Origin of the sequence: Thalassospira sp. CH_XMU1458 (assembly GCF_037027205.1) — a bacterium.
Lineage (GTDB): Bacteria > Pseudomonadota > Alphaproteobacteria > Rhodospirillales > Thalassospiraceae > Thalassospira > Thalassospira tepidiphila.
Window position 1 is genome coordinate 1,204,110 of sequence record NZ_JAYMDW010000002.1, and the last position, 22,714, is coordinate 1,226,823.

Annotated in this window: 15 protein-coding genes; 7 read left to right on the plus strand and 8 right to left on the minus strand. The window is 55.6% G+C overall.

The window, feature by feature from the left end:
* Window positions 1-30: 30 nt before the first annotated feature.
* A complete protein-coding gene (locus WBY09_RS13060) occupies window positions 31-1,146 on the minus strand; it encodes an anhydro-N-acetylmuramic acid kinase (RefSeq protein WP_336232946.1) in 1,116 nt (371 codons plus the stop codon).
* 187 nt (window positions 1,147-1,333) lie between these two features.
* Here WBY09_RS13060 and tyrS point away from each other — a divergent pair, with 187 nt between their 5' ends.
* Window positions 1,334-2,587 carry a tyrosine--tRNA ligase gene (tyrS, locus tag WBY09_RS13065; RefSeq protein WP_336232947.1) on the plus strand — a complete coding sequence of 418 codons (1,254 nt, stop codon included), beginning with the start codon at window positions 1,334-1,336 and terminating at the stop codon, window positions 2,585-2,587.
* 77 nt (window positions 2,588-2,664) lie between these two features.
* On the opposite strand, the gene WBY09_RS13070 is transcribed toward tyrS, so the two are convergent.
* The gene (locus tag WBY09_RS13070; RefSeq protein ID WP_336232948.1) at window positions 2,665-6,183 is read right to left on the minus strand and encodes a YhdP family protein; all 3,519 of its coding nucleotides are present in this window, start codon (window positions 6,181-6,183) and stop codon (window positions 2,665-2,667) included.
* Window positions 6,184-6,447: 264 nt separating this feature from the next.
* Here WBY09_RS13070 and WBY09_RS13075 point away from each other — a divergent pair, with 264 nt between their 5' ends.
* The 5 genes from WBY09_RS13075 (at window position 6,448) to adhP (ending at window position 13,102) form a co-directional block, all read left to right on the plus strand.
* Window positions 6,448-9,423, plus strand: coding sequence for a bifunctional [glutamine synthetase] adenylyltransferase/[glutamine synthetase]-adenylyl-L-tyrosine phosphorylase (locus WBY09_RS13075; RefSeq protein WP_336232949.1), 2,976 nt, complete (start codon window positions 6,448-6,450; stop codon window positions 9,421-9,423).
* A gap of 89 nt (window positions 9,424-9,512) precedes the next feature.
* The gene (gene bcp / locus WBY09_RS13080) at window positions 9,513-9,977 is read left to right on the plus strand and encodes a thioredoxin-dependent thiol peroxidase (protein WP_063088296.1); all 465 of its coding nucleotides are present in this window, start codon (window positions 9,513-9,515) and stop codon (window positions 9,975-9,977) included.
* 226 nt (window positions 9,978-10,203) lie between these two features.
* Window positions 10,204-10,974 carry a response regulator gene (locus WBY09_RS13085; RefSeq protein ID WP_008890637.1) on the plus strand — a complete coding sequence of 257 codons (771 nt, stop codon included), beginning with the start codon at window positions 10,204-10,206 and terminating at the stop codon, window positions 10,972-10,974.
* Window positions 10,975-11,112: 138 nt separating this feature from the next.
* Entirely contained in the window at window positions 11,113-11,940 is an 828-nt protein-coding gene (locus tag WBY09_RS13090; RefSeq protein ID WP_287444900.1) for a ferritin-like domain-containing protein, read from the plus strand.
* Window positions 11,941-12,079: 139 nt separating this feature from the next.
* Window positions 12,080-13,102, plus strand: coding sequence for an alcohol dehydrogenase AdhP (adhP, locus tag WBY09_RS13095; RefSeq protein ID WP_197147236.1), 1,023 nt, complete (start codon window positions 12,080-12,082; stop codon window positions 13,100-13,102).
* Window positions 13,103-13,163: 61 nt separating this feature from the next.
* Here adhP and WBY09_RS13100 read toward each other — a convergent pair whose 3' ends face one another.
* Complete coding sequence (locus tag WBY09_RS13100) at window positions 13,164-13,685, minus strand: methylated-DNA--[protein]-cysteine S-methyltransferase (protein WP_286792291.1); 522 nt, start codon at window positions 13,683-13,685, stop codon at window positions 13,164-13,166.
* A gap of 2 nt (window positions 13,686-13,687) precedes the next feature.
* Window positions 13,688-15,175, minus strand: coding sequence for a DNA-3-methyladenine glycosylase 2 family protein (locus WBY09_RS13105; RefSeq protein ID WP_197147234.1), 1,488 nt, complete (start codon window positions 15,173-15,175; stop codon window positions 13,688-13,690).
* A gap of 272 nt (window positions 15,176-15,447) precedes the next feature.
* Here WBY09_RS13105 and WBY09_RS13110 point away from each other — a divergent pair, with 272 nt between their 5' ends.
* Window positions 15,448-17,586 (plus strand): methyl-accepting chemotaxis protein, encoded by a 2,139-nt coding sequence (locus tag WBY09_RS13110; protein WP_286792290.1) that lies wholly within the window; start codon window positions 15,448-15,450, stop codon window positions 17,584-17,586.
* A gap of 81 nt (window positions 17,587-17,667) precedes the next feature.
* On the opposite strand, the gene WBY09_RS13115 is transcribed toward WBY09_RS13110, so the two are convergent.
* The 4 genes from WBY09_RS13115 to WBY09_RS13130 all read right to left on the minus strand — a co-directional run bounded on the left by WBY09_RS13115 (window position 17,668) and on the right by WBY09_RS13130 (window position 22,634).
* Window positions 17,668-18,273, minus strand: coding sequence for a nucleoside deaminase (locus WBY09_RS13115; RefSeq protein ID WP_197147232.1), 606 nt, complete (start codon window positions 18,271-18,273; stop codon window positions 17,668-17,670).
* Between the two features lie 118 nt (window positions 18,274-18,391).
* The gene (locus WBY09_RS13120) at window positions 18,392-18,646 is read right to left on the minus strand and encodes a hypothetical protein (protein WP_008890625.1); all 255 of its coding nucleotides are present in this window, start codon (window positions 18,644-18,646) and stop codon (window positions 18,392-18,394) included.
* Between the two features lie 254 nt (window positions 18,647-18,900).
* Window positions 18,901-20,029, minus strand: a protein-coding gene (prfB, locus tag WBY09_RS13125; RefSeq protein ID WP_120226253.1) for a peptide chain release factor 2 whose coding sequence is annotated in 2 segments (ribosomal slippage) — window positions 18,901-19,959 and window positions 19,961-20,029 — 1,128 coding nt in all. Because the reading frame shifts where the segments join, the coding sequence is not laid out codon by codon here.
* Window positions 20,030-20,210: 181 nt separating this feature from the next.
* Window positions 20,211-22,634, minus strand: coding sequence for a penicillin-binding protein 1A (locus tag WBY09_RS13130; protein WP_197147231.1), 2,424 nt, complete (start codon window positions 22,632-22,634; stop codon window positions 20,211-20,213).
* Between the last annotated feature and the right edge of the window lie 80 nt (window positions 22,635-22,714).

A 22,714-nucleotide genomic window follows, 5' to 3' on the forward strand; every position in this document is an offset into this window, starting at 1 on the left:
GCCTGACCACACAAATAAAAGGCCGCCTGATCAGGCGGCCTTTTTCGTGGGGTAAAGCTTGCCACCACAGCAGGGCTTGGGCACGCCCGTGGTCCCCGGGAAGCTGAGCGGCAAGTCGCGCAAATGGCGCACAGCCAGGAAGCCAAAACATTCAGCCTCGACCGCGTCGCCATCCCAATCAAGCACGTCAACAGATTGCACCGGCACCCCAAGGCGGGTTGCGAGTGTTTCCATGATATAATCGTTATGACGCCCGCCACCGCAGACAAACCAGCCTTTGGGCGCAGCTGGCAGATGGTTCACACCCGCAACAATGGCGGCGACCGTGCAATTGGCAAGCGTTGCCGCCCCGTCGGACACATTGAGCTTGGCCTCAACCACCAGCCCGTCGATCCGTGCCGCCATATCTTCGCGGTCCAGTGATTTCGGCGGGGTACGGTCAAAATACGGGTCTTCAAGGAATTTGACCTCGACCATCGGGTCACCGGTGCCCGATGCCGCCGTTGCGCCTTTCAAATCAACCGGATTGCCGGTATGGCGCAACATCCAGTCATCAATCCGCGCATTGCCGGGCCCGCAGTCAAAGGCCAGCAATGCGTCATCCCCGTCGATGTAGGTAACATTGGAAACCCCGCCGATATTCAGAACTGCCACGGGCAGCTCAACACCGGCACTTTTGATCAGGGCGGCGTGATAAACAGGCGCAAGTGGTGCTCCCTCCCCGCCAGCGGCGACATCAGCCAACCGGAAATCGGCCACCACCGGGATACCGGTTTTTTCCGCCAGCATATGCGGCGTTCCGATCTGGCGCGTCAGACCCGATGCCGGTTCATGAAACACGGTCTGGCCATGAAAGCCGATCACACCAATGTCGGCGGCCGACATACCGGATTTATCCATCAGCATGTTAACAGCATCAACATGCACCTGTGTCAGATCATCGGCAACCACATGTTCGGTGTTGGTCGCACTGCGATTGCCAAAGCAGGCCCGCATACGTTCGCGCAACTCCGGCGCATAGGGCACAAAAACCGATTGCCCGGTGCGGCGCACTTCGATGCCGTCGGTTTCAATCAGGGCTGCGTCCACCCCGTCAAGAGAGGTGCCACTCATCATGCCGATTGCGGTTATCCAGCCGTGTCTCATGTCGTGCTCCGTGCGCGATCGCTGTTGGTTTTGAGCAGCCTAAAAGGAAATTATCGCGAATTCGTTACCCGTATGGCAGATCTGTTCGCCGATGCGTTGCCGAGCGGATGTTTTCTGTGCTAGATCATCGCCTCCGCACAAAATGGCGGATCAAATTTTCTATCACAACCAACATAGCGCAAAAACCATGACTGAACTGAAGTCTGATTTTCTCCGCGTCATGAATGACCGCGGTTACATCCACCAATGTACTGATCTTGAAGGCCTTGATGCCTATGCATCGGAAAATACGGTGGTGTGCTATGTGGGTTATGATTGCACTGCAGACAGCCTGCATGTCGGATCGCTTGTGTCGATCATGATGTTGCGCTGGCTGCAGAAAACCGGCCACAAACCGATTGTCCTGATGGGCGGCGGTACCACCCGCGTTGGGGACCCGACCGGCCGCGATGATGCACGTCCGGTTCTGACCGATGAAATCATCGAAGCCAACATGGCCGGCATCAAAAAGGTATTCCAGCAGTTCCTGACGTTTGGCGATGGCCCAACCGATGCGGTCATGGTCAACAATGCCGACTGGCTGGACAAGCTGAACTACATCGAATTCCTGCGTGATTTCGGTCGCCACTTCTCGGTCAACCGGATGCTGGCGTTTGACTCGGTCAAGCTGCGTCTGGAACGTGAACAGTCGCTGAGCTTCCTTGAATTCAACTACATGATCCTGCAGGCCTACGACTTTGTCGAACTGAACCGCAACTATGGCTGCACGCTTCAGATGGGCGGATCGGACCAGTGGGGCAACATCGTCAATGGTGTTGAGCTTGGTCGCCGCGTTGATGAGAAATCGCTGTTTGGCCTGACGACCCCGCTGATGACCACGGCATCGGGTGCCAAGATGGGCAAGACTGCGGCCGGTGCTGTCTGGCTGAATGAAGAACGCCTGTCGTCTTATGACTACTACCAGTTCTGGCGGAACACCGAAGATGCCGACGTGATCAAGTTCATGCGTCTGTTCACCGAGATGTCGCTCGATCAGATCGAAGAATACGCCAAGCTTGAAGGATCGCAGATCAACGAAGCCAAGAAAGTTCTGGCATTCGAGGCGGTCAAACTGTGCCGTGGTGAAGAAGCAGCCCTTGCCGCGGCTGAAACGGCGCGCAAGACGTTTGAAGAAGGTGTTCTGGCCGACGATCTTCCGACCGTGGAAGTCGCCAAGGCAGATCTTGAGGCCGGTATCCCGGCCTTTGATCTTTTTCGCCGTGCAGACCTTGCCAAATCGGGCGGTGATGCACGTCGTCTGATCAAGGGTGGCGGTGCCAAGATCAATGACGAAAAAGTCAGCGATGAAAACGCCAATATCACCGCCGATGCAGTGAATGCAGATGGCGTGATCAAGGTGTCTGCCGGCAAGAAACGCCACGTCCTGATCAAGCCGGTCTGATCAAAGAAGACCAAGCATCAAATCAAAAAGCCCCGCCGATCATCGTGCGGGGCTTTTTTTTGTGACTTGTTGCCGACTTAGCCCGGCTCGGCACCGGTGATCAGGTTGCGAAACACGCCAGGCACAAAGGTCGATAGCGGATTGACCGTAATGCTGGGGTCGCTCAGATCGCCCTCCACCGTGTAGGTCGGGGCAAATATGCCACCACCCTCTTCGCCGACCAGAATGTCGCCCAGGATCGGAATGGCACCCAGCGCGGAATTCAGTGCGTAAATCGGCACGATCGACCCGGCCAGTCGGATTTCCGATTTGGCCAAATCAATCGAGCCATTTGCCGTTACCCCGACGGCTGCGCCGTTTGCCGCCACCTTTGACAGCGACAGCACATCATTGACATAGGTGAAGTCGCCGTTCATTTCGCTAAAGGCGATGCCATTGCCTTGCAACACATCGCCAAGCCCGGTCAGCGACGCCGCACTGAGCACGCGGGCCGCAATCGGCGCATTGACCACGCGGAATTCATTGACCGTGACCTTACCGGTGAAGGGTTGGGCAATGTCGCGTTCATCAACCGTGCCTTCAATCGTCAGGCGTCCGCCCAGAAGATTTTCATACATATCAACCGCACGCAGGAAACGCCCCGCATCCTCGCTGGTCATTGTGACCTTGCGGGTCTGGAAGTCTTCGCGGACGACTTGCACAAACACATTGGCCCGGTCACCAAATGCACCGTTCAGAACAAGACGGTCCCATTCCTGCCCGACCGTATGGATCGATCCGCGCAGATCGGCCAGAAGTTCACCGTTGGCCATAACCATCTGTTCGATATTCAGGAACACTTCGGTGGTGCCGCCGGTTCGCTCGGCACGCTCGCCAATGCCACCGGTATTCGTTTCCGACGCGGCTTTGCCTGCGTCGTCATTGCTTTGTTCGTCATCGACGATCCATGGGGTCGCGATCAATTGACGCGCCGAGATTTCCAGCTCGCGCTTGTCGGTTTCCTGACGCAAGGTGATCTTGCCATCATTTAGCAATGGCTCAGCCCCCTTAAGCAGGAAACCGCCAGCTTCCAGCGTCACAAGATAGCTCTGCTCATCCGGCTCGCCGTCCGCAGGCGCTTCACCGGATGCGTCATCCTCAAGGAACGGACGCAAATCGAATTGCGCACCCCGCAGATCGACCAGCAATCGATTGCCTTCTTCCATGCGAATGGTGCCAGCAAGATCAATATTTTCGCGAAAACGGGTGTCTTGCAGCTCGACAAACCATTTGTCGGCCATGGCGTTGTCACCGCGCCAGTTGCCACGGCCTGTTGCCTCAAGCGCTGGTGCAATCAGTGAGAAACTGTCAAGCACCCCACCGCCATCAAACATTACGGCAACATCAAACTTCGCCGCAGCATTTGCGCCGGGCTCCTTGCGATATCCCACTTTTTCGATCGGAACCGAAATCGCCGAATTGGTCAAATCAAGGTCACCGACCACACGGACCTGATCAGAGCCGACGCGGATATCCAGCTCCCCCTTCGCCATCCCGTTCAGGTACGGGCCGGGATCAAGTTCGATATCGGGCAAAACGGCAAGATCAAGATCGCCCGATAGTTTGTAGCGGCTTCGGACCTCAGCCTCTTGCGCAAAGGTTTCGACCCAGTTGATGTTGGTTTTGCCGTTGCCAATCGTGGCCGTGCCGCCAAGTTCAAGCCCCTTGGTGTTAACCTGCAATTCAAAGCTGCCCGCGGTGACATCCATGCCGCGGAACGCACCAACGATCCCGGCCTTTTCAATCCGCGAGGCTGCCGCGACATCGACATCGTCAAACGTCACATCGCGAAGCAACGGGAAATGTAGGCGCACACGGGTTGCCTGTTCACCACTGATCTGGGCCGGGTCGATGCCAAGCCGGGTGGCAAAGCCAAGTGGTTTTGCCTCAATCAGTTCCAGTGCCTTGCGCGCACTGCCCTGTGCGACGATTTCGATATCGGCATAGGGGGTCGGTTCATCAAGTTTGGTGAAAATGATGCTGGCATCGGTTACCTGAATGCCATCGGCCTCGCCGGTATTTACAAAGATGCTGAAACTGGTTTCATCAAATTCGGCACGCCCGGCGGAATTATGCACTTCCGGCATTTCACCAAGATAATGCACGGTCACACCCGACGTGGTCATCTGACCACCAAGATCATCAACAATGACCTCGCCCGCATCGTCCAGGCGCAGTTCGGTGTGCAAGGTTGCCTGATGAACAATCCCCTCGGACAGGTTGGTGACGACCCAGGTCCGCGCATCCACACCGACCCCTTCGGGCCAGAGACGATCCAGATCGTTGGTTGCGACGTTCTTGGCGGACGCATCAAGATTGACTTGCCACTGCCCGAACGGGTCAAGCACGACCCCCTGAAGTTTGGCGGATGCATCACCAACATTCAGCACGACATCATCAATGCTGAAGCGACCGGGCACATAGCTTGTGACAATCTGTCCGTCCGAAACCCGATAGGTCGCCCGTATTTCGTCGGGGAAGGTGATCACGCCACTTCCAACCGACAGGTCGGTGGCCGCCGTAAGCAATTCACCCTTCGCGTCAAAGCTTGCGCGCAGCTTTCCCGAAACCGGGACATAGGCATCGCGCAATTGTTCAAACAGGTCCGAGATGCTGACAAGATCAGCAAGCTGCACCTCGCCAATTTCAGCTTCAAGATCGACCTGATCGGTTTCGATACTGTAATCGCCCGTGACACGTACCTGGGTGGATATATCCCCGGCACTGACCTGCATCGAGGCTTCCGCGCCGATCCCGAAGGCCCGGCGTGTCAACAAAATATCAGCCTGCGGTGCCGCCCAGATAATGCCGATTTTATCATCGCGCACTTCAAGATCGGCATTCACCACCCCGAAACTTTCGAAATAGGCCGCGGCTGGAATATCGGTGCGTTCGCCCGAAAGAATGGCAAACACATCCTGCAGGACCGTATTGCCGGAACGTTCAACAGTTTCGGTGTCACCCGCGGCGTTTTCAGGTTCAGCCGGAAGTTGATCGGCATTCACGTCCGGTGCATCAGGGAGTTCAATCGTAACCGAGGCCCCGCGCCCCTTGTCGTAAATTTGGCCTGTTGCCGCACCATCATCGTTGCGCGTGTTTTCCGAAGGGTTCGCGACATCTGCGGCGGTTTCTTCGGCAACATAGCCGACATCAATCGTGCCATCGGCACGCCGTTCAAGGCGAATGCGCGGGCCGATCAGGTTAAGCTCGCGCAGGGCAAGAACGCCTTCAAACAGCGCCTTGCTGGAAAACACGACATCGGCTTCGGGGACGTGAAGCATTTCCTGATCATCGGGGCCAAAAATGCTGACGTCACGCAAGCCAACATCAAACTTTTCGTCCCAGCCCCGCCAGCGCAGAACGACGTCGCCGATTGCCAGACGGTTATTGCCCATCGATTTGTTGAGATGATCAACCAGATACGGGGTCAGACGATGCAGGGACACAGGTTCCTGAGACAGCCGCCAGATCGTGACTGCTGCAAATACGCCGACAAACAGGACGATGGCTGATAAAGTCAGCGCCAGCCATCCGGCAAAGGTCTTAACGTGGCGCACTCATTTTACCTTGTGTTCCCGATGTCATATGCAGCGATATCAATAACTTCTCTTGTCTGGCATGGTTGTCGATGGATCATTGGATCCTAAAATACCAGACAGTTATTGATCTATACCCCTTTTTGTCCGATCACAGAAAAGCTAGAAACATATAAGTCATCCTGTTGATCAGGACGTCCTACTCCTTGCAGAGATTATGCAATCAGGCTCAATCCTTTGCATAGCGCGGTTTGTGACCATTTCGCAATACAAGGAACGCAAAAAGTGTCTCTTTCCTGGATTTCACAGGACCTGCCCAAAGCCTTTGACGCCGACCGTGTCACCAATGCGCTCGAACGCTGGAACACATTGGCGGGTCGACCAGCGTTTGAAAGCCTGTCAGACAAAATTGGCGAGATTGCGTCCAATCCCCAAAAACGTGCGGTTCTTGAAGCGCTTTTTGGTAACAGCCCCTATCTGACCAATCTGTGCCTGCGCGATCCCGATACGGTCTGTGACGTGTTTGATTGCGGCCTTGATCAGGCATTTGCCAACGCGCTTGAGCCCGTGAAAGTCAGTGCACATGCACGCGATCTTGATCAGACGACCACCATGGCGACTGTCCGTCACGCCAAACGCCGCGCGGCGCTGGTGATCGCGATTGCCGATATCTGCAAGGCCTGGAAACTTGATCAGGTCACATCGGCGATCAGCAAGACAGCCGAATACACCCTTGATTTCACCGTGGCGCATTGCCTGTCCGCCATGGCGCGCCTGCGTAAATATGACCTGCCCAACCCGGAAAATCCGCTTGAGGGATCCGGGATCTTTGCGATTGGCATGGGAAAACTCGGCGCCGGGGAGCTGAACTATTCATCGGATATCGACCTGATCTTCCTCTATGATCAGGATGTGGTGACCTATATCGACCCCGATCGCATTCATCAGGATCTGGTGCGGATGGTGCGCGACATCACCCGGATCATGGAAGAACGCACCGGCGACGGATATGTTTTCCGCACTGATTTGCGCCTGCGTCCGGACCCGGCATCGACCCCGCCGATCCTTTCGATGATTGCGGCTGAAACATACTATGAGACCGTCGGCCAGAACTGGGAACGTGCGGCCATGATCAAGGCCCGCATTGTTGGTGGCGACCGCGTGTCGGGCAATGAATTCCTTGAAATCCTGCGCCCCTTTGTCTGGCGCAAGCACCTTGATTTCATTGCCATTCAGGACATTCATTCGATCAAGCGCCAGATCAATGCCCACAAGGGCGGCAGCAAGATCAATATCCCCGGTCACAATATCAAGCTTGGTCGTGGCGGCATCCGCGAGATCGAATTTTTTGCCCAGACCCAACAACTGATTTGGGGCGGGCGTGAGATTGCGCTGCGCGGCAAGGCGACCTGCGACACGTTGCGCACCCTGACCAAGTTCGGTCAGGTGTCGGAGGAAGTCCGCGATGAAATGCTGGCCGCCTATGATTTCCTGCGCACGGTCGAACACCGGCTGCAAATGATCAATGATCAGCAAACCCAAACCCTGCCCGATACCGATCAGGGATTATTGGCACTGGCAACCTTCCTTGGCTACGAAACGCTTGACGCCTTCAAGGCGGACTTGCTGCTTCATCTGCGCAATGTCGAAAACAACTATGCTGAATTGTTTGAAGACGACACGACCCTTGCCGGTGCCAGTGGCAACCTTGTCTTCACAGGCACCGAAGACGATCCGGAAACCCTGGTCAATCTGCGCGAGATGGGCTTTGAGAATGCAGAAAACGTCTCGGTCACGGTGCGGGGATGGCATCATGGTCGTTACCGGGCAACCCGATCACGCCGGGCGCGTGAAATCCTGACCGAACTGATGCCGACCCTTTTGACCGCACTTGGTAAAACAACCAACCCGGACATGGCATTTCGCGCCTTTGACGACTTCCTCAAGGGTCTGCCGGCCGGGGTGCAGTTGTTTTCGCTGTTTACCGCCCATCCGCAGTTGCTTGAACTACTCGCCCAGATTGCCGGGACCGCGCCGCGCATGGCGAAATATATCGGGCGTAATGCCGCGGTGCTTGATTACGTCTTGATGTCGGGCTTCCACGAAGAACTGCCCGATGCGGATGCGATGCTGGCGGAGCTTGATGCCCGCCTGTCGCGCGAAGATATGGTCGAAGACTGGCTGGATGCCGCGCGGCGCTGGGCCAATGACCAGAAGTTCCAGATTGATGTTCAAACCATCCAGAACCGCCACACCCCGCATGAAGCAGGCCGGGCCTTGGCCGATGTTGCCGACGTTGCCATTCGCGCACTGTTCCCGCGAATTGCCGACGATTTTGCCGCCAAACATGGCTCGTTTGCCGATGGCGGGCTTGCGGTATTTGCGCTGGGCAAGCACGGCGGGCAGGAACTTTCACCCGGGTCCGACCTTGATATGGTGTTTATCTATGAGGTGCCCGAAGACGCCGAAGAATCAGATGGCGAAAAACCATTGTCGCCCGGCCACTATTTCATCCGGCTAAGCCAGCGTTATATCAATGCCCTGTCGGCCCCGACCGCCGAAGGGGTTCTGTTTGAAACCGATCTTCGCCTGCGCCCCAGCGGATCCAAGGGGCCGCTTGCGACGCATTTCAAAAGTTTCGAGACCTATCAGAATAACGAAGCCTGGACGTGGGAGCACATGGCGCTAACGCGATTACGCGCGGTTTATGGCCCAAAGGCACTGTGTGACAAGGTATTGGCCACGACCAATGACGTGCTTTGCAAGCAACGCGATCCGGACAAACTGGTGCGCGAAGTCTATGATATGCGCAACCGGATGGAGGCCGGCAAAGGCGACAACCATCCATGGGCGATCAAGATGCGCCGTGGCGGGTTGGTCGATCTGGAATTCATTGCGCAGTACCTGCAACTGCGCCACGCCCACGACCACCCGGAAGTCCTGTCACCGACAACCCGCGAGGTTTTCAAAAATCTGGCGACGGTGGGTATCCTTGATGGCGAAGAAGCCGAGTTTCTGGCCAATTCCGCATCATTCTGGCTGGCGTTGCAGGCCATGTTACGCCTGACGACCGAGGGGCCGTTTGACCCGGAAAAAGCCAGCGAGGATTTGCAAAAGATGCTGGCAAATGCCGGAAAATGTGACGATTTCGCAAGCCTTCAGGACAAAATGGAAATGACGGCAACCCGCATCAAGGAGATCTATGATCGCGTGGTTGCAGCCCCCGCGGAAAAGATTGCGCCAACAGATGCGCCGCAATGATCCAAGCCCCCTTGCCATCCTTATAAGGCTTTGTATTTTCACGGTTGCAACATGCCGCTATGCGGTCCCAAAAGATTAAAGGATAGACCATGACAGTTGATGTTGGTGACAAGGCCCCGGATTTCGAACTGCCAACCGATGGCAATGGCAGCGTGAAACTGTCGGATCTGGCAGGCAAACCGGTGGTGATCTATTTCTATCCCAAGGACATGACGCCCGGTTGCACGACCGAGTCCTGCGAATTCCGCGATGCCGAACCTGATTTCAGCGCTGTGAATGCGCAGATCATCGGCATTTCCAAGGACAGTGCGGACCGGCACGACAAATTCAAGGCCAAGCATGACCTGAACTTCATTCTCGCATCCGACGAGAACGGCACCACGTGCGAGGACTACGGTGTCTGGAAAGAAAAAAGCATGTATGGCAAAAAATTCATGGGCATCGAGCGGTCGACCTTTGTCATTGATGGCAACGGCGTCATTCGCAATGCCTGGCGCAAGGTAAAGGTCAAAGGCCACGTTGCCGAGGTTCTTGAGGCCGTCAAAGCCCTTTGAATTCAGATCTTTCTCGTATCAAGGCCCGGCGATCAGTTGCCGGGCCTTTGTTTTTTTGGCGGTAAAATCGTTTTCTTTCAGACGGCTGGCCGTATCGCGTTTTGCTGATTTTGTTGCCATCCCTTGTTTGTCGGGCTAACAATTCGGATATGGGAGTGATGGGTGAGGTCTAATTCTCACCTGTTCGATGAAAACTCACCGGCATGCCGGCAAAGCGGGTAATCAAATGAATAACAATGTTGTTGATCTCGACGATCAAATGCTGGCGGATTTTCGCGACGAAGCACATGACATCATCAATTCGATTGACGTTCATCTGCAAAACGCACGCGGCAAAAAAGATCCCGCCCATCTGACCGCCATCCAGCGCGAAATATTCAATCTGCGATACAAGGGCAAGTCAGTATCAGCGCCGCTGATCAACCTGACGAGCCATCGTCTTGCGGATTACGTCACGACCTGCAAGGAACTGAACGAAGGTGCTATTGAAGATATCCAGGCCTTTGTCGACAAAATTCAGTCCCTGCTTGATGGTGACATGACGGCTGGCGGGACCGACACCGCCGAATTCGTGCGCGAACTGCCGTCCAAACGGACCCCTGATATTGACCCGGCATGGCTGAAACAGGCCAATGTCGAAGCCTTGCTGGTCATTCCGCAGCGCTCCCTGGCAACCATTCTGGAACGCGAACTGGCCGCTTGTGGTTATCGTAGCTCCGTCACCCAGACCTCGTTCGAGGCGATCGAACTTGCCGTGCGCACCCGCCCGGATTTCATCATTGTCGCCAAGACCATTGATGAACTGACCGGTGTCGATCTGGCCAATGCCCTGCAGGCGATGCCGAAAACACGCGGCATTCCGACCGCAGTTCTGACCTCGGATGCACCGAACCATCCGTCGCTTCAGGATCTGCCGTGCCGGACCGCGATCATCCGCAAGGGCAATGCCTTTGGCGAGGATCTGGCAGAGGCACTGGCGCGCTTTAACATTACCTGATTGCGCAAGCGCCAAACGATTTCAAAGGGCGGTCCGAACCTTGATGGCGGGCCGCCCTTTTTGTTTGTCGATTGACCCGATGGCCGCCAAGTGGCAGACAAAGCGCACGTGAACCTTAATCCCATACCTCGGACGATCATGACCAAACTGACCCTTGCTGATGCTGCCAAACGTGCCCTTCTGACCGAAGACGCCACAGAGAAGGCCGATGTCACTGCCGAAATGGCGGCGATGTGGCGCAATGGCGAGATCAGTGAAGTGGGTTCAACCGACCTGCCCGATCGTCCCGGTCGCCCGGCAAAGCCGGAATTGCTGCCGCCCAACAAGATGCCCAAACGCAAGAAAGGCAGCGTTCAGGGACGTATCGGGCTTTTGCATGCGCTGGCCCACATTGAACTCAATGCCATTGATCTGGCATGGGATCTGTGTGTGCGCTTTCCCGAGGCCGACATGCCGCGTGATTTTCACGATGCCTGGGTTCAGGTCGCCGATGACGAAGCCCGCCATTTCAAAATGATCAACAAACGCCTTGGGGAACTGGGTGCTGCCTATGGTGATTTGCCCGCCCACGACGGTCTTTGGCAGACATCGATGGATACGGCCTATGACATTCTGCCACGTCTGGCGGTTGTGCCGATGGTGTTTGAGGCGCGCGGCCTTGATGCCACGCCGCCAACCATTGAACGGCTTCTGGCGCATGGGGATACGGAAAGTGCCCGTATCCTTAAAATCATCGCCCATGATGAAATCGCCCATGTCGCCGCGGGTCGAAAATATTACGAATATGTCTGTGACCAGCGCGACCTGCCCTACTACACCACATGGCATGATATGCTGCGCAAGCATTTCCGCGGGCCGCTCAAGCCGCCGTTTAATGACGAAGCGCGCTATGAAGCAGGCATGCCGCCGGACTATTATCAGGACTATGTCCTTGAATTGCCTGACATTGACGGTGATGGCGCATAAGGCTTTTGCACAGCTTGTAAGAATTCATCAAAAAATTGATACACCTCATGGTGGTGCAAACTGAAATCAACGACACTCCCCTTCGCGATATTTGAAGAAAAGACGTTCTTTTCCCTATCATCAGCAAGGAGATGTCACCATGCCCTCCACCATGAAAGCCGCCGTCGTTCGGGCGTTTGGCAAGCCGCTGTCGATTGAAGAAGTCACCGTACCCAAGGTCACGCCGGGAAAAATCCTGGTCAAGATCGAAGCATCCGGTGTCTGCCATACCGACCTTCACGCGGCCGAAGGCGACTGGCCGGTCAAACCGAACCCGCCCTTTATTCCGGGCCACGAGGGTGTCGGCATCGTTGCCGAAGTTGGCGAAGGCGTGACATCCGTCAAGGAAGGCGACCGTGTTGGTGTCCCGTGGCTGCATTCCGCCTGCGGGCATTGCCATCACTGCGTTACGGGTTGGGAAACACTTTGCGGCGAACAGCTCAATACCGGCTATTCGGTGAATGGCGGCTTTGCCGAATATGTCCTGGCCGACCCGAACTATGTTGGCCACCTGCCCGATCCGCTTGAATTTGGCAATGCAGCCCCGGTGCTGTGCGCTGGTGTCACGGTCTATAAGGGGCTTAAGGAAACCGAATGCAAGCCCGGCGAGACCGTGGTGATTTCCGGCGTCGGCGGGCTTGGCCATATGGCGGTTCAATACGCCAAGGCGATGGGCATGAAAGTTATCGCCGTTGACATTGCCGACGAGAAACTTCAACTCGCCAAAGACCTTGGTGCGGACTGGACGATGAACGCGGCCGAAACAGACGTTGTTTCCGAAGTTCAGAAACAGATGGGCGGTGCCAATGGCGTGCTTGTCACCGCCGTTTCGCGCGCTGCCTTCAAACAGGGTGTAGGCATGCTGGGCCGTGGTGGGACTATGGCACTGTGCGGCCTGCCGCCCGGAACGTTCGAGCTTGATATTTTCGATACGGTCCTGTCACGCAAGACCATCCGTGGATCGATTGTCGGCACCCGTGCCGACCTTCAGGAAGCCCTTGATTTCGCCGGTGACGGTAAGGTGCATTCCCACTTCACGACCGAGCCGATGGAAAACATCAACTCGATCTTTGACCGCATGCGCGATGGCAAGATCGATGGCCGTATTGTTATGTCGATCTGATCGACTAAGGCACTATTTCGACTGCAAAAAGGCTGCCATTCGGCAGCCTTTTCTTTTGGGTTCAGGCCGCTTTGGCCCGCATCGCGGCCTCATGATCGAGCAGCCATTTCTTGCGCACAAGCCCACCGGCATAGCCGGTCAATGTGCCGTTCGATCCGATCACCCGATGGCACGGCACAATGATCGATATTGGGTTCAACGCATTGGCACGTGCCACCGCCCGAACAGCCTTGGGGTTGCCAAGCTGATCTGCCAGCCCGGCGTATGAAACGCTTTTTCCACTCGGGATATTGACCAAGGCATCCCAAACCGATTTCTGAAACGCCGTCCCGACCATGTTGATCGCATCCATCGGCAGCACGCCGACGGATCCGGAGAAATAGCCATCCAGCCAGTCAGTGATCGGTGCTGGTACCGCGCCGCCCTCTTTCCATTCAAGGTTCTTGAACCGTCGTGTCTGAATGGTTTTAAGGCGATCATCGTTGTCTTCGAAATCAAGATGCACCAGTTCGCCATCAATCGAGGCGAGCGAGAGTTTCCCGATCGGGCTGGCATAACGCACGACGTTGATTTGGGTGGACATCGTCATTCTCCTTCCAATGCGGACCAAAGATATTGCGCGGCATATGCCCGCCATGGCCGCCAGTTTTCCGAAATGCTTTCCAGTGCCTTGGCCTTGTCCGGCCCACCGCCCATGCCAGATGCCTTCAGGATGCCAAGATCGGCCGCCGGGAAGGCATCCGGGTCACCAAGCCCGCGCAGGCCAAAATAGTTCAATGTCCAGGGGCCAATGCCCTTGATCGCGGTCATGGCGGCAATCAGCTCATGCCCTGACATCTGATCACAATCCGGTCTGGCAAACAGATCAATCACGTCGGCAAGGGTCTGAGCCCGGCGCGTGGTCAAACCAATCGGGATCAGTTCCTGCCCGATCAGACTTTGGGGTGACGGGAAGACATGCGTGATCCCCGTCCCAGTGATCAGATCATCGGGCAAGACATCGCCAAACCGGGCCACAAGTCGCCAGGCCAAGGTACGTGCCGCCGCGACCGAAACCTGTTGGCCCAAAACGGCCCGAAGGGCGAGTTCAAACCGATCCCAGCATCCAGGCACGCGCAGACCGGGTCGTTTTTGCACCAACGGCGCCAGCAAGGCATCGTCGGAAAACTGTGCTGTGATGGACGGCACATCGGCATCAAGATCAAAAAGTCTGCGCACCCTTGCACCGATTTCAAGCACCGCCTCCCGGGCCGGACCACGGAGGATGACATCCACGCCGGCTTGGTCGGCGCTGAAATGACAGATCATCAAGCCGAGCTTGCCATCAATTTTGAAACCGCGCGCATAGGTGCGTTCACGGACGGTTTCCAAGCCCGGAATGGCACGTGCGCGGAAAAAGCTCAGAAGATATTCGGCATCAAAGGGTTGTCGGGCACGCAGACGTAAAATCAAATCATCATTGCGCGCAGCAAACGGATCATCCGAGCCCAGTTTTTCCGGGCTCACAGTTTCGACACCGCGGCGAAAGGCTGTTGGGGCCTGCCCATAGGCCTGTTTCATCGCATCGTTAAAGCGACGCAAACTCCCGAAGCCAGCAATGTCGGCGATTTCGGTCATGGTCAGGTTGCTATCGACAATCAACTGCCGTGCCCGCAACAGACGGCGTGCCTTGGCGTGTTCTTGCGGCGTGACACCGGTGTGTTCCTTGAAAATACGCCGCAAATGCCGGTCCCCGACACCAAGCCGGTCGGCCAGATCAGTGATCGAGCCATTTTCAAGCACGCCCTGATCAATCAGACGTACCGCACGGACGACCGTGGCATGCACACCGGTACTTGCCGGGCTGCCCGGGGCGGCTTCGGGGCGGCAGCGCAGGCATGGGCGAAAACCATGCGCAATTGCGGCCTCGGCACTGGGATAGAATTCCACATTGTCGCGCTTGGGCGTGACCGCCGGGCAAATCGGGCGACAGAAAATCCCGGTCGTCCGCACAGCGGTATAAAACCGCCCGTCAAACCGACGGTCGCGGGTTTTGAGTGCCTGATAGCAAATATCGTTATTGAGCTGTTCCATGCCGCGCAGTTTAGCAGAACCGCACGATAAAACTCGCCAGATTCGGACTCAGACGTTTTAAAACTTTTTTGAGAATATAATTAATCACACTTCAACTTTTGCGTTTAATGATTAAATACTCAAGAAGCAAGTATTGTCCCTAAATGGGGATGTTTTCGCGTCGTCAAAAAAGCGAATAAAGAAACCCGCGGCACATTTTGTTGCTTTTAAACCATGGGTGCAAGCCGACCAGAACTCTGGAACAGGGCAACGGCAATGCGAGAGGAAATGTCATGAAACGTATTTCGGTGAAGCTACCGACGATCATTGCAGGCCTGATCCTGCTGACAGCGCTGAGCGCTGGCGGAATTTTATCCTTTGAACTTTGGGTGACCCAGAAAACCGAGGTGCAGAACAAGCTTCTGGCGCTTACGGATGCGCGCAAAGAGTCGATCCAGTCCTACCTGACATCGATTGAAGAAGACCTGATCATCGAGGCTGACAGTGGCTTTACCCGCGATGCGCTAAACGCTTTTTCCCGAAGCTGGGAACAGCTGGATGGCAATCCGATGGCCACCCTGCAAAATCTTTACATCACCGAGAACAGCTACCCGCTTGGCGAAAAGCATCTGCTGACCGATGCCGGGGATGGATCGGACTGGAGCCAGGCCCACCGGACCTATCACCCGCATTTTCGCGAGTTTCTTGAACTCAAAGGCTATTACGACATCTTCCTGATCCGCGCCGATGGGGAGCTTGTCTATTCTGTCTTCAAGGAAGCGGACTTTGCCACCAACCTCAAAACAGGCGAATGGGCGGAGACCGATCTGGGCCGGGTATTTCGCGATACATTGGCGCTGAACTCCCCCAAGGACATCGCCTTTACCGATTTCAGCCCCTATGCACCCAGTGCCGATGCCCCGGCCAGTTTCATCGCCCATCAAGTCCGGTCTGAAGCAGGCGAATTACTTGGTGTGATTGCCTTCCAGATGCCGATTTCACGCATCAACAGCATCATGAATGCATCGGTTGGTATGGGCGAAAGTGGTGAAACCTATATCGTTGGTGAAGACGGGTTGATGCGAAGTGACTCCCGGTTTTCCGAAGAAAGCACGATCCTTAAAAACCGTGTGAACGAGGATGCAACCCGCGATGCATTGGCGGGCAATAGCGGCATTCACGAAATTGTTGATTACCGCGGCGTCCCGGTCATTTCAGTTTATACGCCGATCCAGTTCAATGGCGTCGACTGGATTGTTCTGGGCGAGATTGACACTGCCGAGGCATTTTCCCCGGTTTATCGTGCCCTGATGATTGCGGCGGTGATTGTCGGCCTTGTGGCAGTGCTTGGCATCGGGGCGAGTATCCTCTTTGCCCGTTCAGTGACCCAACCGATCAAAAAAATTGTCGGCAACCTTGGCACCCTTGCCGATGGCAAGCTTGATACCAAAGTCTTTGGTACAGATCGTCCCGATGAGATTGGCGACATCGCCAAGGCAACCGAAGTCTTTAAAAAGAACATGATCCGCGCCAAGGAACTTGAGGCCGAAGCCGAGCAAGCCAAGGTGCAGGCCGCGGCAGAAAAGCGCGAACAAATGAACAAGTTGGCCGATGCGTTTCAGGACAATGTCGGCACGATTGTCAAAGTTGTGGCGTCGGCGGCAACCGAACTTGAGGCAACCGCCCAAGGCCTTACCGCGATCATGGAACAGACCAATGCACAGGCAACATCTGTTTCAAATGCGTCTGGCCTTGCCAGTACCAATGTCGAAACGGTGGCATCTGCCTGCGAAGAGATGGCCGCATCCATTCGCGAAATCAGCGCGCAGGTCCAGAACGCAACCAACATAACCACTCGGGCCACAGAAACGGCAAGCTCGACCCGCGAAACGGCAAACGGGCTTGCAGGTGCTGTACGCGAAATTTCCAGCGTGGTGGAACTGATTCAGGACATTGCGGAACAAACCAATCTGCTGGCTCTGAACGCCACCATTGAGGCAGCACGTGCAGGGGATGCCGGCAAGGGGTTTGTCGTTGTCGCACAGGAAGTCAAAAATCTGGCCAACCAGACGGCGCGTGCGACCGAAAACATCACCGCCCAGATCGAAAAGGTACAGGGCATTACCAACACAATGGTCACCGCGGTTGATGAAATCAGCGATGTCATCGAAAACAACAAGCAAAGCTCGACCGTGATTTCGGCAGCAGTTGAACAGCAGGACGCCGCCACGAACGAGATTAGCCATAACATTGCACTGGCGGCCAACGGCACACAGGAAGTGACCAATGCGATTGGCGATGTCACCAAGGCCGCAAATGAAGGAAGCCATTCCGCGACCCAGGTCCTGGCCAGCGCGCAAGAGCTTTCAAAATCGGCCGCCCGCCTTGGCAAAGAAGTCGACAGTTTCATCGCAACGGTTCGCGCCGCCTGATCAAACTGCCCGGAAACGCCAAAACGCGCCCCGCTTGAAGGTGGGGCGCGTTTTTCGTGCGTTTAAAGCTTTGCGTCGGGCTTAGTTCAGCGGGATGTCGTTATCAGATTTGCTGTCCTGATATTGGGCCGACAATCGGTCATATTCATCCGAAATTGCCTTGGCGCGTGTCAGATAGGCGGCCTTCTGATCGCCGGGCAGATCGGCAACCATGCCCATCATGGAATGGCTATCCCAGAAGGCATTGGATTTGTTGTATTCGCCGTCCTCAAGGGTGAAGACCTCCTTCATGATTTTCAGATCATGGGGAATGGCAAAGGCATCACGCGAATCTTCATACGAGAAGAAATAATAGAAATTATCAAACCCGGCCCAGGTGATAGCCGACAGGCACATGGAGCACGGCTCATGCGTCGAAAGAAAAATCAGCTCCGACGTTGCCGGGCGCTGATCAGAGGGCATTTCATAGAACCGCTTCAGGCAATGGACCTCGCCATGCCAGAGCGGATTTTCGGTTTCATTGTTGGTTTCGGCAATGACCAGCGAAAGGTCATCCTTGCGCAGGATCGCCGCACCAAACAGCTTGTTGCCGCCCGATACGCCGGCACGGGTTTTGGGCAGAATGTCGTCCTCTAGCACGGAAAACAGGCGGGCGAGGATATTCTGATCAGCGTTGGTATCGGTCATGTTGGCGGTCCCGGATGGCGGTGATTTTACATGCTGCTATTTCATCGCGTCCGGGCCGCCAAGCCAACCTGTTTTTCATATCAACAGGCGCTAAACAGCCTATCGATACGCTTTACAATCAAAGACCGCGCAATATGCCGTCATTATCAGGCATCTGGCGCCTTTCCGGCGGAACCGGAATATAGAAATCACGATCAAGCAAGGTGGTGATCGCAATCAGCGTCGGGGATTTCTGATCCCGTACCTTGGTGATCAGCGCATGATCAACCGGGGCCATTTCGCGGATTTTGATGACTTCGAAAATCGGACCGTTGGGTGTAGCGAGTTTGAACTGGTCGCCGACCGCGACCGGACCATGGGACTGATGGGCCATTTGGATCTTCCCGTGAGAGTATGGATGTTTGCTCCGCACGACCTGCCCGTGTCCCGTATTACCCGGGTGTTTTGTTGTATGCGACAGATCGCGCTTGACCACACTGTTGCAGAGCTATCCGGCAATTCTGTGACAGAAATGGGATATTTGCGCTCGATTTGCGATTTTCTGCCGGTTTGACCATCGCAAAACAAAAAACACCCCGCCAGATCCGGACGGGGTGTTTTCAAATGCAGGTGGTTCAGGATAGCCGATCAGTCGATATCTTCGATTTCCCCGGCCGACCCTGTGACCTTGGCAGCAAGGGCCGCGGCCATGAAGGCATCAAGATCGCCGTTCAGAACGCCCTGGGTATCAGACGTTTCCGTACCCGTGCGCAGGTCCTTGATCATCTGATAAGGCTGCAGGACGTACGATCTGATCTGATGGCCCCAACCGATATCGGTTTTGCTGTCTTCGACAGCCTGTGCCTCGGCTTCGCGTTTTTGCAGCTCTGCCTCATACAGGCGGGCTTTCAGCATCTTCATCGCCGTATCGCGGTTTTTGTGCTGCGAACGGTCGTTCTGACACTGGGCAACGATGCCGGTCGGGATATGGGTGATACGCACAGCAGAATCGGTTCTGTTAACGTGCTGACCACCGGCACCCGATGCGCGATAGGTATCGACACGAAGATCCTTATCAAGGATTTCAATTTCGATATCGTCGTCAATCACCGGATAAACCCAAACCGACGAGAAGCTGGTATGGCGACGTGCCGAACTGTCATAGGGCGAAATACGCACCAGACGATGCACACCTACCTCGTTCTTGAGCCAGCCATAGGCATTATGGCCGGTGATCTTGTAGGTCACCGATTTGATACCGGCTTCCTCACCATCACTTTCTTCAAGCATCTCAAGCTTGTAGCCTTTGGACTCCGCCCAACGATAATACATGCGCGCCAGCATCGATGCCCAATCCTGGGCCTCGGTCCCGCCAGCACCGGCATGAATTTCAAGATAGGCGTCATTTCCATCAGCTTCGCCAGAAAGCAGGCTTTCAAGTTCACGCTTTGCCGCGATGTCGCGGATCGAGCGCAGAACCTCTTCGGCCTCTTCAACGGTTTCGTTGTCTCCTTCGGCTTCGCCGAGTTCGATCAGACCAACACTGTCTTCAAGCTCCTGGGCGAGCTTTTTATAACCATTGATGGCGTCATCAAGCTGGGTACGTTCACGCATGACTTTCTGCGCGTTTGCCGCATCGTCCCAAAGGGTCGGGTCTTCGGCAAGTGCGTTCAGTTCGTCGAGGCGTCTAAGAGCGTTATCCCAGTCAAAGATGCCTCCTCAGCAGTGCCATCGACTGCTTGATTTCATCGACCAATGCCTGTGCTTCGGCGCGCATTGATGTCTCCGTTATTCGTCTGAAAATCTGTTTTGCCACATCAAAGATGTAGCAATGTCGGCGTGGCTTATAACAGTTTTTGTCCGGCTTGAAACCCCTGCAACCATGCAAAAACCCGACACAGAATTTGTGCCGGGTTAATGTCTTTTTCGGACGAACTCAAAGGTCCGCGAAATACGGCCTAGTAAATGCCACCCGGCCCGGACACAGCGCCTGCACTGTTATCCGAATTTCCGGATCCGCTATAACCGCCATCAATCACGTTGTCGTTTGATGCCGGGATGGTGCCGGGTTTAAAGGCCTCCCAGATCACATCCTGAGCACCCGGGCCAGCCGGAAGGCCGGTACGCGATTCAACACGGACCATGCGAATGCCCGGCGGTGTACGGAACGGAATGGCTTTGGTGCCTTCAAGCGCACCGCGCATGAACTCCTTCCAGATCGGGGCTGCGGCACTTGCGCCCTGCTCCTTGTCACCAAGGGATCGGTTGTCATCAAAGCCGACATAAACGCCCACGGCCAAATCCGGCGAGAAGCCGACAAACCATGCATCACGCGAATCATTGGTCGTGCCGGTTTTACCGGCCAGCGGATAACCAAGCTCGGCGATTGTCCGGCCGGTACCGCGTGAAATGACGCCTTCCATAATGTGAACCATCTGGAACGCACTGGCCGGATCGGTCAGTTGTTCACGGGTATCAGGCAAATCAGGCGGCATCTGATTGCGGAATTCCACGTCCTGACACAGGGTGCATTCGCGTTCGTCACGACGATAAATCACATTGCCGCGACGATCCTGAATACGGTCGATCAGGGTCGGGGTGATTTTCTTGCCACCATTGACCAGTTCTGCATAGGCCGCGGTCAAACGCATCACCGTCGTTTCAGCCGCGCCAAGCGACATCGACAGGACATCTGGCATTTCATCAACAATGCCAAACCGTTCGGCATAATCGACAACCGTCGGCATGCCGATGGTCTGTGCCAGACGCACCGTCATCAGGTTTCGCGATTTTTCGATACCAAGGCGCATGGTCGAAGGACCATAGAACTGGCCGCTATAGTTGCCCGGTTTCCATTTTCCAAGCCCCGGCCCCTGATCAATCACAAACGGCGCATCAAGCACCAGTGTGGACGGGGTAAAGCCCTGGTCCAGGGCAGCCAGATAAATAAACGGCTTGAAGGCCGAACCCGGCTGACGGCGGGCCTGTGTCGCGCGGTTGAATTTCGACAGATCATGCGAAAAACCACCCGACATCGCCAGTACGCGGCCGGTATGCGGATCCATCGCCACCAAACCACCATTGACGTTCGGGATCTGACGCAGGCCATAGGTATTGGGCGGCAGTTTTTCGCCATCAAGTTCGGCGAAATGTTTGACGTAAATGACGTCGCCGGGTTTCAGGACATCTGACGGGCGGTTAACGACCGCACCCAATGTCTGGCCCTTTTGCCACGGGCGCGCCCATGTCAGGAAGCGCAGCGGAATGCGGCCCTGCTCGCCATTCATCAGGCCCAGTTTTGCCTCGTTGGCGTCGGTATCAAGAACAACCGCACGATCCCACGGGATATCGGCGGGCGTTTCAACTTCGCGCAAGGCCTGCTGCCAGTTGCCCGACAGATCAATGTTGGTGATCGGGCCGCGCCAGCCGTGACGGCGATCATATTCGACCAAGCCGTCAAACAGCGCCTTGTCGGCGATATCCTGCAAACGCGGGACCACGGTCGAACGTACCGAAAGGCCACCGTCATACAGCATGCCCTCGCCGTAACGATCAACAAGCTGGCGACGGACTTCCTCGGCAAAGAAATCAGCCTGATAGGTATCAACCGATTCACGGCTTTTGCCCTGAAGCGGGGCCGACCATGCCGCCTGTGCTTCGGCCTCGGTGATGTAATTTTCTTCCAGCATCCGGCCGATTACCCAGTTACGACGCGCCTTGGCTTCGTCGTGGTTACGGACCGGGTGATAGTTCGAAGGCGCCTTTGGCAGGGCTGCAAGATAGGCAGCTTCTTCGATATTAAGTTCATCAAGTGACTTGTCGAAGTAACGCAAGGCTGCGGCGGCGACGCCATAGCTGCCACTGCCAAGGTAAATCTCGTTCAGATAAAGTTCGAGGATGTGTTCCTTGGAGAAGGCGCGCTCGATCCGGAAGGACAGAATGGCTTCCTTGATCTTGCGCTCATAGGAAACTTCGTTGGTCAAAAGGAAGTTCTTGGCGACCTGCTGGGTAATGGTAGATGCACCGACCGGACGTTTTCCCGTGCCCATATTGACAACGTTGGTCACAGCCGCACGCAAGACAGAGGCAAAATCGATCCCCGGGTGGGAGAAGAAGTTTTTGTCCTCGGCCGCGACAAAGGCATCAACCACCTTGGGCGGGATGGCCGATATCGGCACAAAAACACGCTTTTCACGCGCATATTCGGCAATCAGCGCACCGTCGGATGCATGAACACGTGTCATGACCTCGGGCTCGTAATTTTCAAGCTGGGTGTAATCGGGCAGTCCTTGGCCAAAGTGCCAGAAGATCGCCAGCATACCGGCGCCGCCCGCAACCGCCATCAAGAACAGAAAGCCGAAAATACTAAGTAAAATTCGCATGTAAGCAGGTCTTTTTCATTTTGTTGGCCTGATCCGGTAGGGGCGCATATTCATGCACTCTTACCGGAAATGCAATGTCC

Coding starts and splice junctions, on each gene's coding strand:
- WBY09_RS13060 (WP_336232946.1), bottom strand. CDS start 1,146: ATGAGACACGGCTGGATAACCGCAATCGGCATGATGAGTGGCACCTCT.
- tyrS (WP_336232947.1), top strand. CDS start 1,334: ATGACTGAACTGAAGTCTGATTTTCTCCGCGTCATGAATGACCGCGGT.
- bcp (WP_063088296.1), top strand. CDS start 9,513: ATGACAGTTGATGTTGGTGACAAGGCCCCGGATTTCGAACTGCCAACC.
- WBY09_RS13085 (WP_008890637.1), top strand. CDS start 10,204: ATGAATAACAATGTTGTTGATCTCGACGATCAAATGCTGGCGGATTTT.
- WBY09_RS13090 (WP_287444900.1), top strand. CDS start 11,113: ATGACCAAACTGACCCTTGCTGATGCTGCCAAACGTGCCCTTCTGACC.
- adhP (WP_197147236.1), top strand. CDS start 12,080: ATGCCCTCCACCATGAAAGCCGCCGTCGTTCGGGCGTTTGGCAAGCCG.
- WBY09_RS13100 (WP_286792291.1), bottom strand. CDS start 13,685: ATGTCCACCCAAATCAACGTCGTGCGTTATGCCAGCCCGATCGGGAAA.
- WBY09_RS13105 (WP_197147234.1), bottom strand. CDS start 15,175: ATGGAACAGCTCAATAACGATATTTGCTATCAGGCACTCAAAACCCGC.
- WBY09_RS13110 (WP_286792290.1), top strand. CDS start 15,448: ATGAAACGTATTTCGGTGAAGCTACCGACGATCATTGCAGGCCTGATC.
- WBY09_RS13115 (WP_197147232.1), bottom strand. CDS start 18,273: ATGACCGATACCAACGCTGATCAGAATATCCTCGCCCGCCTGTTTTCC.
- WBY09_RS13120 (WP_008890625.1), bottom strand. CDS start 18,646: ATGGCCCATCAGTCCCATGGTCCGGTCGCGGTCGGCGACCAGTTCAAA.
- WBY09_RS13130 (WP_197147231.1), bottom strand. CDS start 22,634: ATGCGAATTTTACTTAGTATTTTCGGCTTTCTGTTCTTGATGGCGGTT.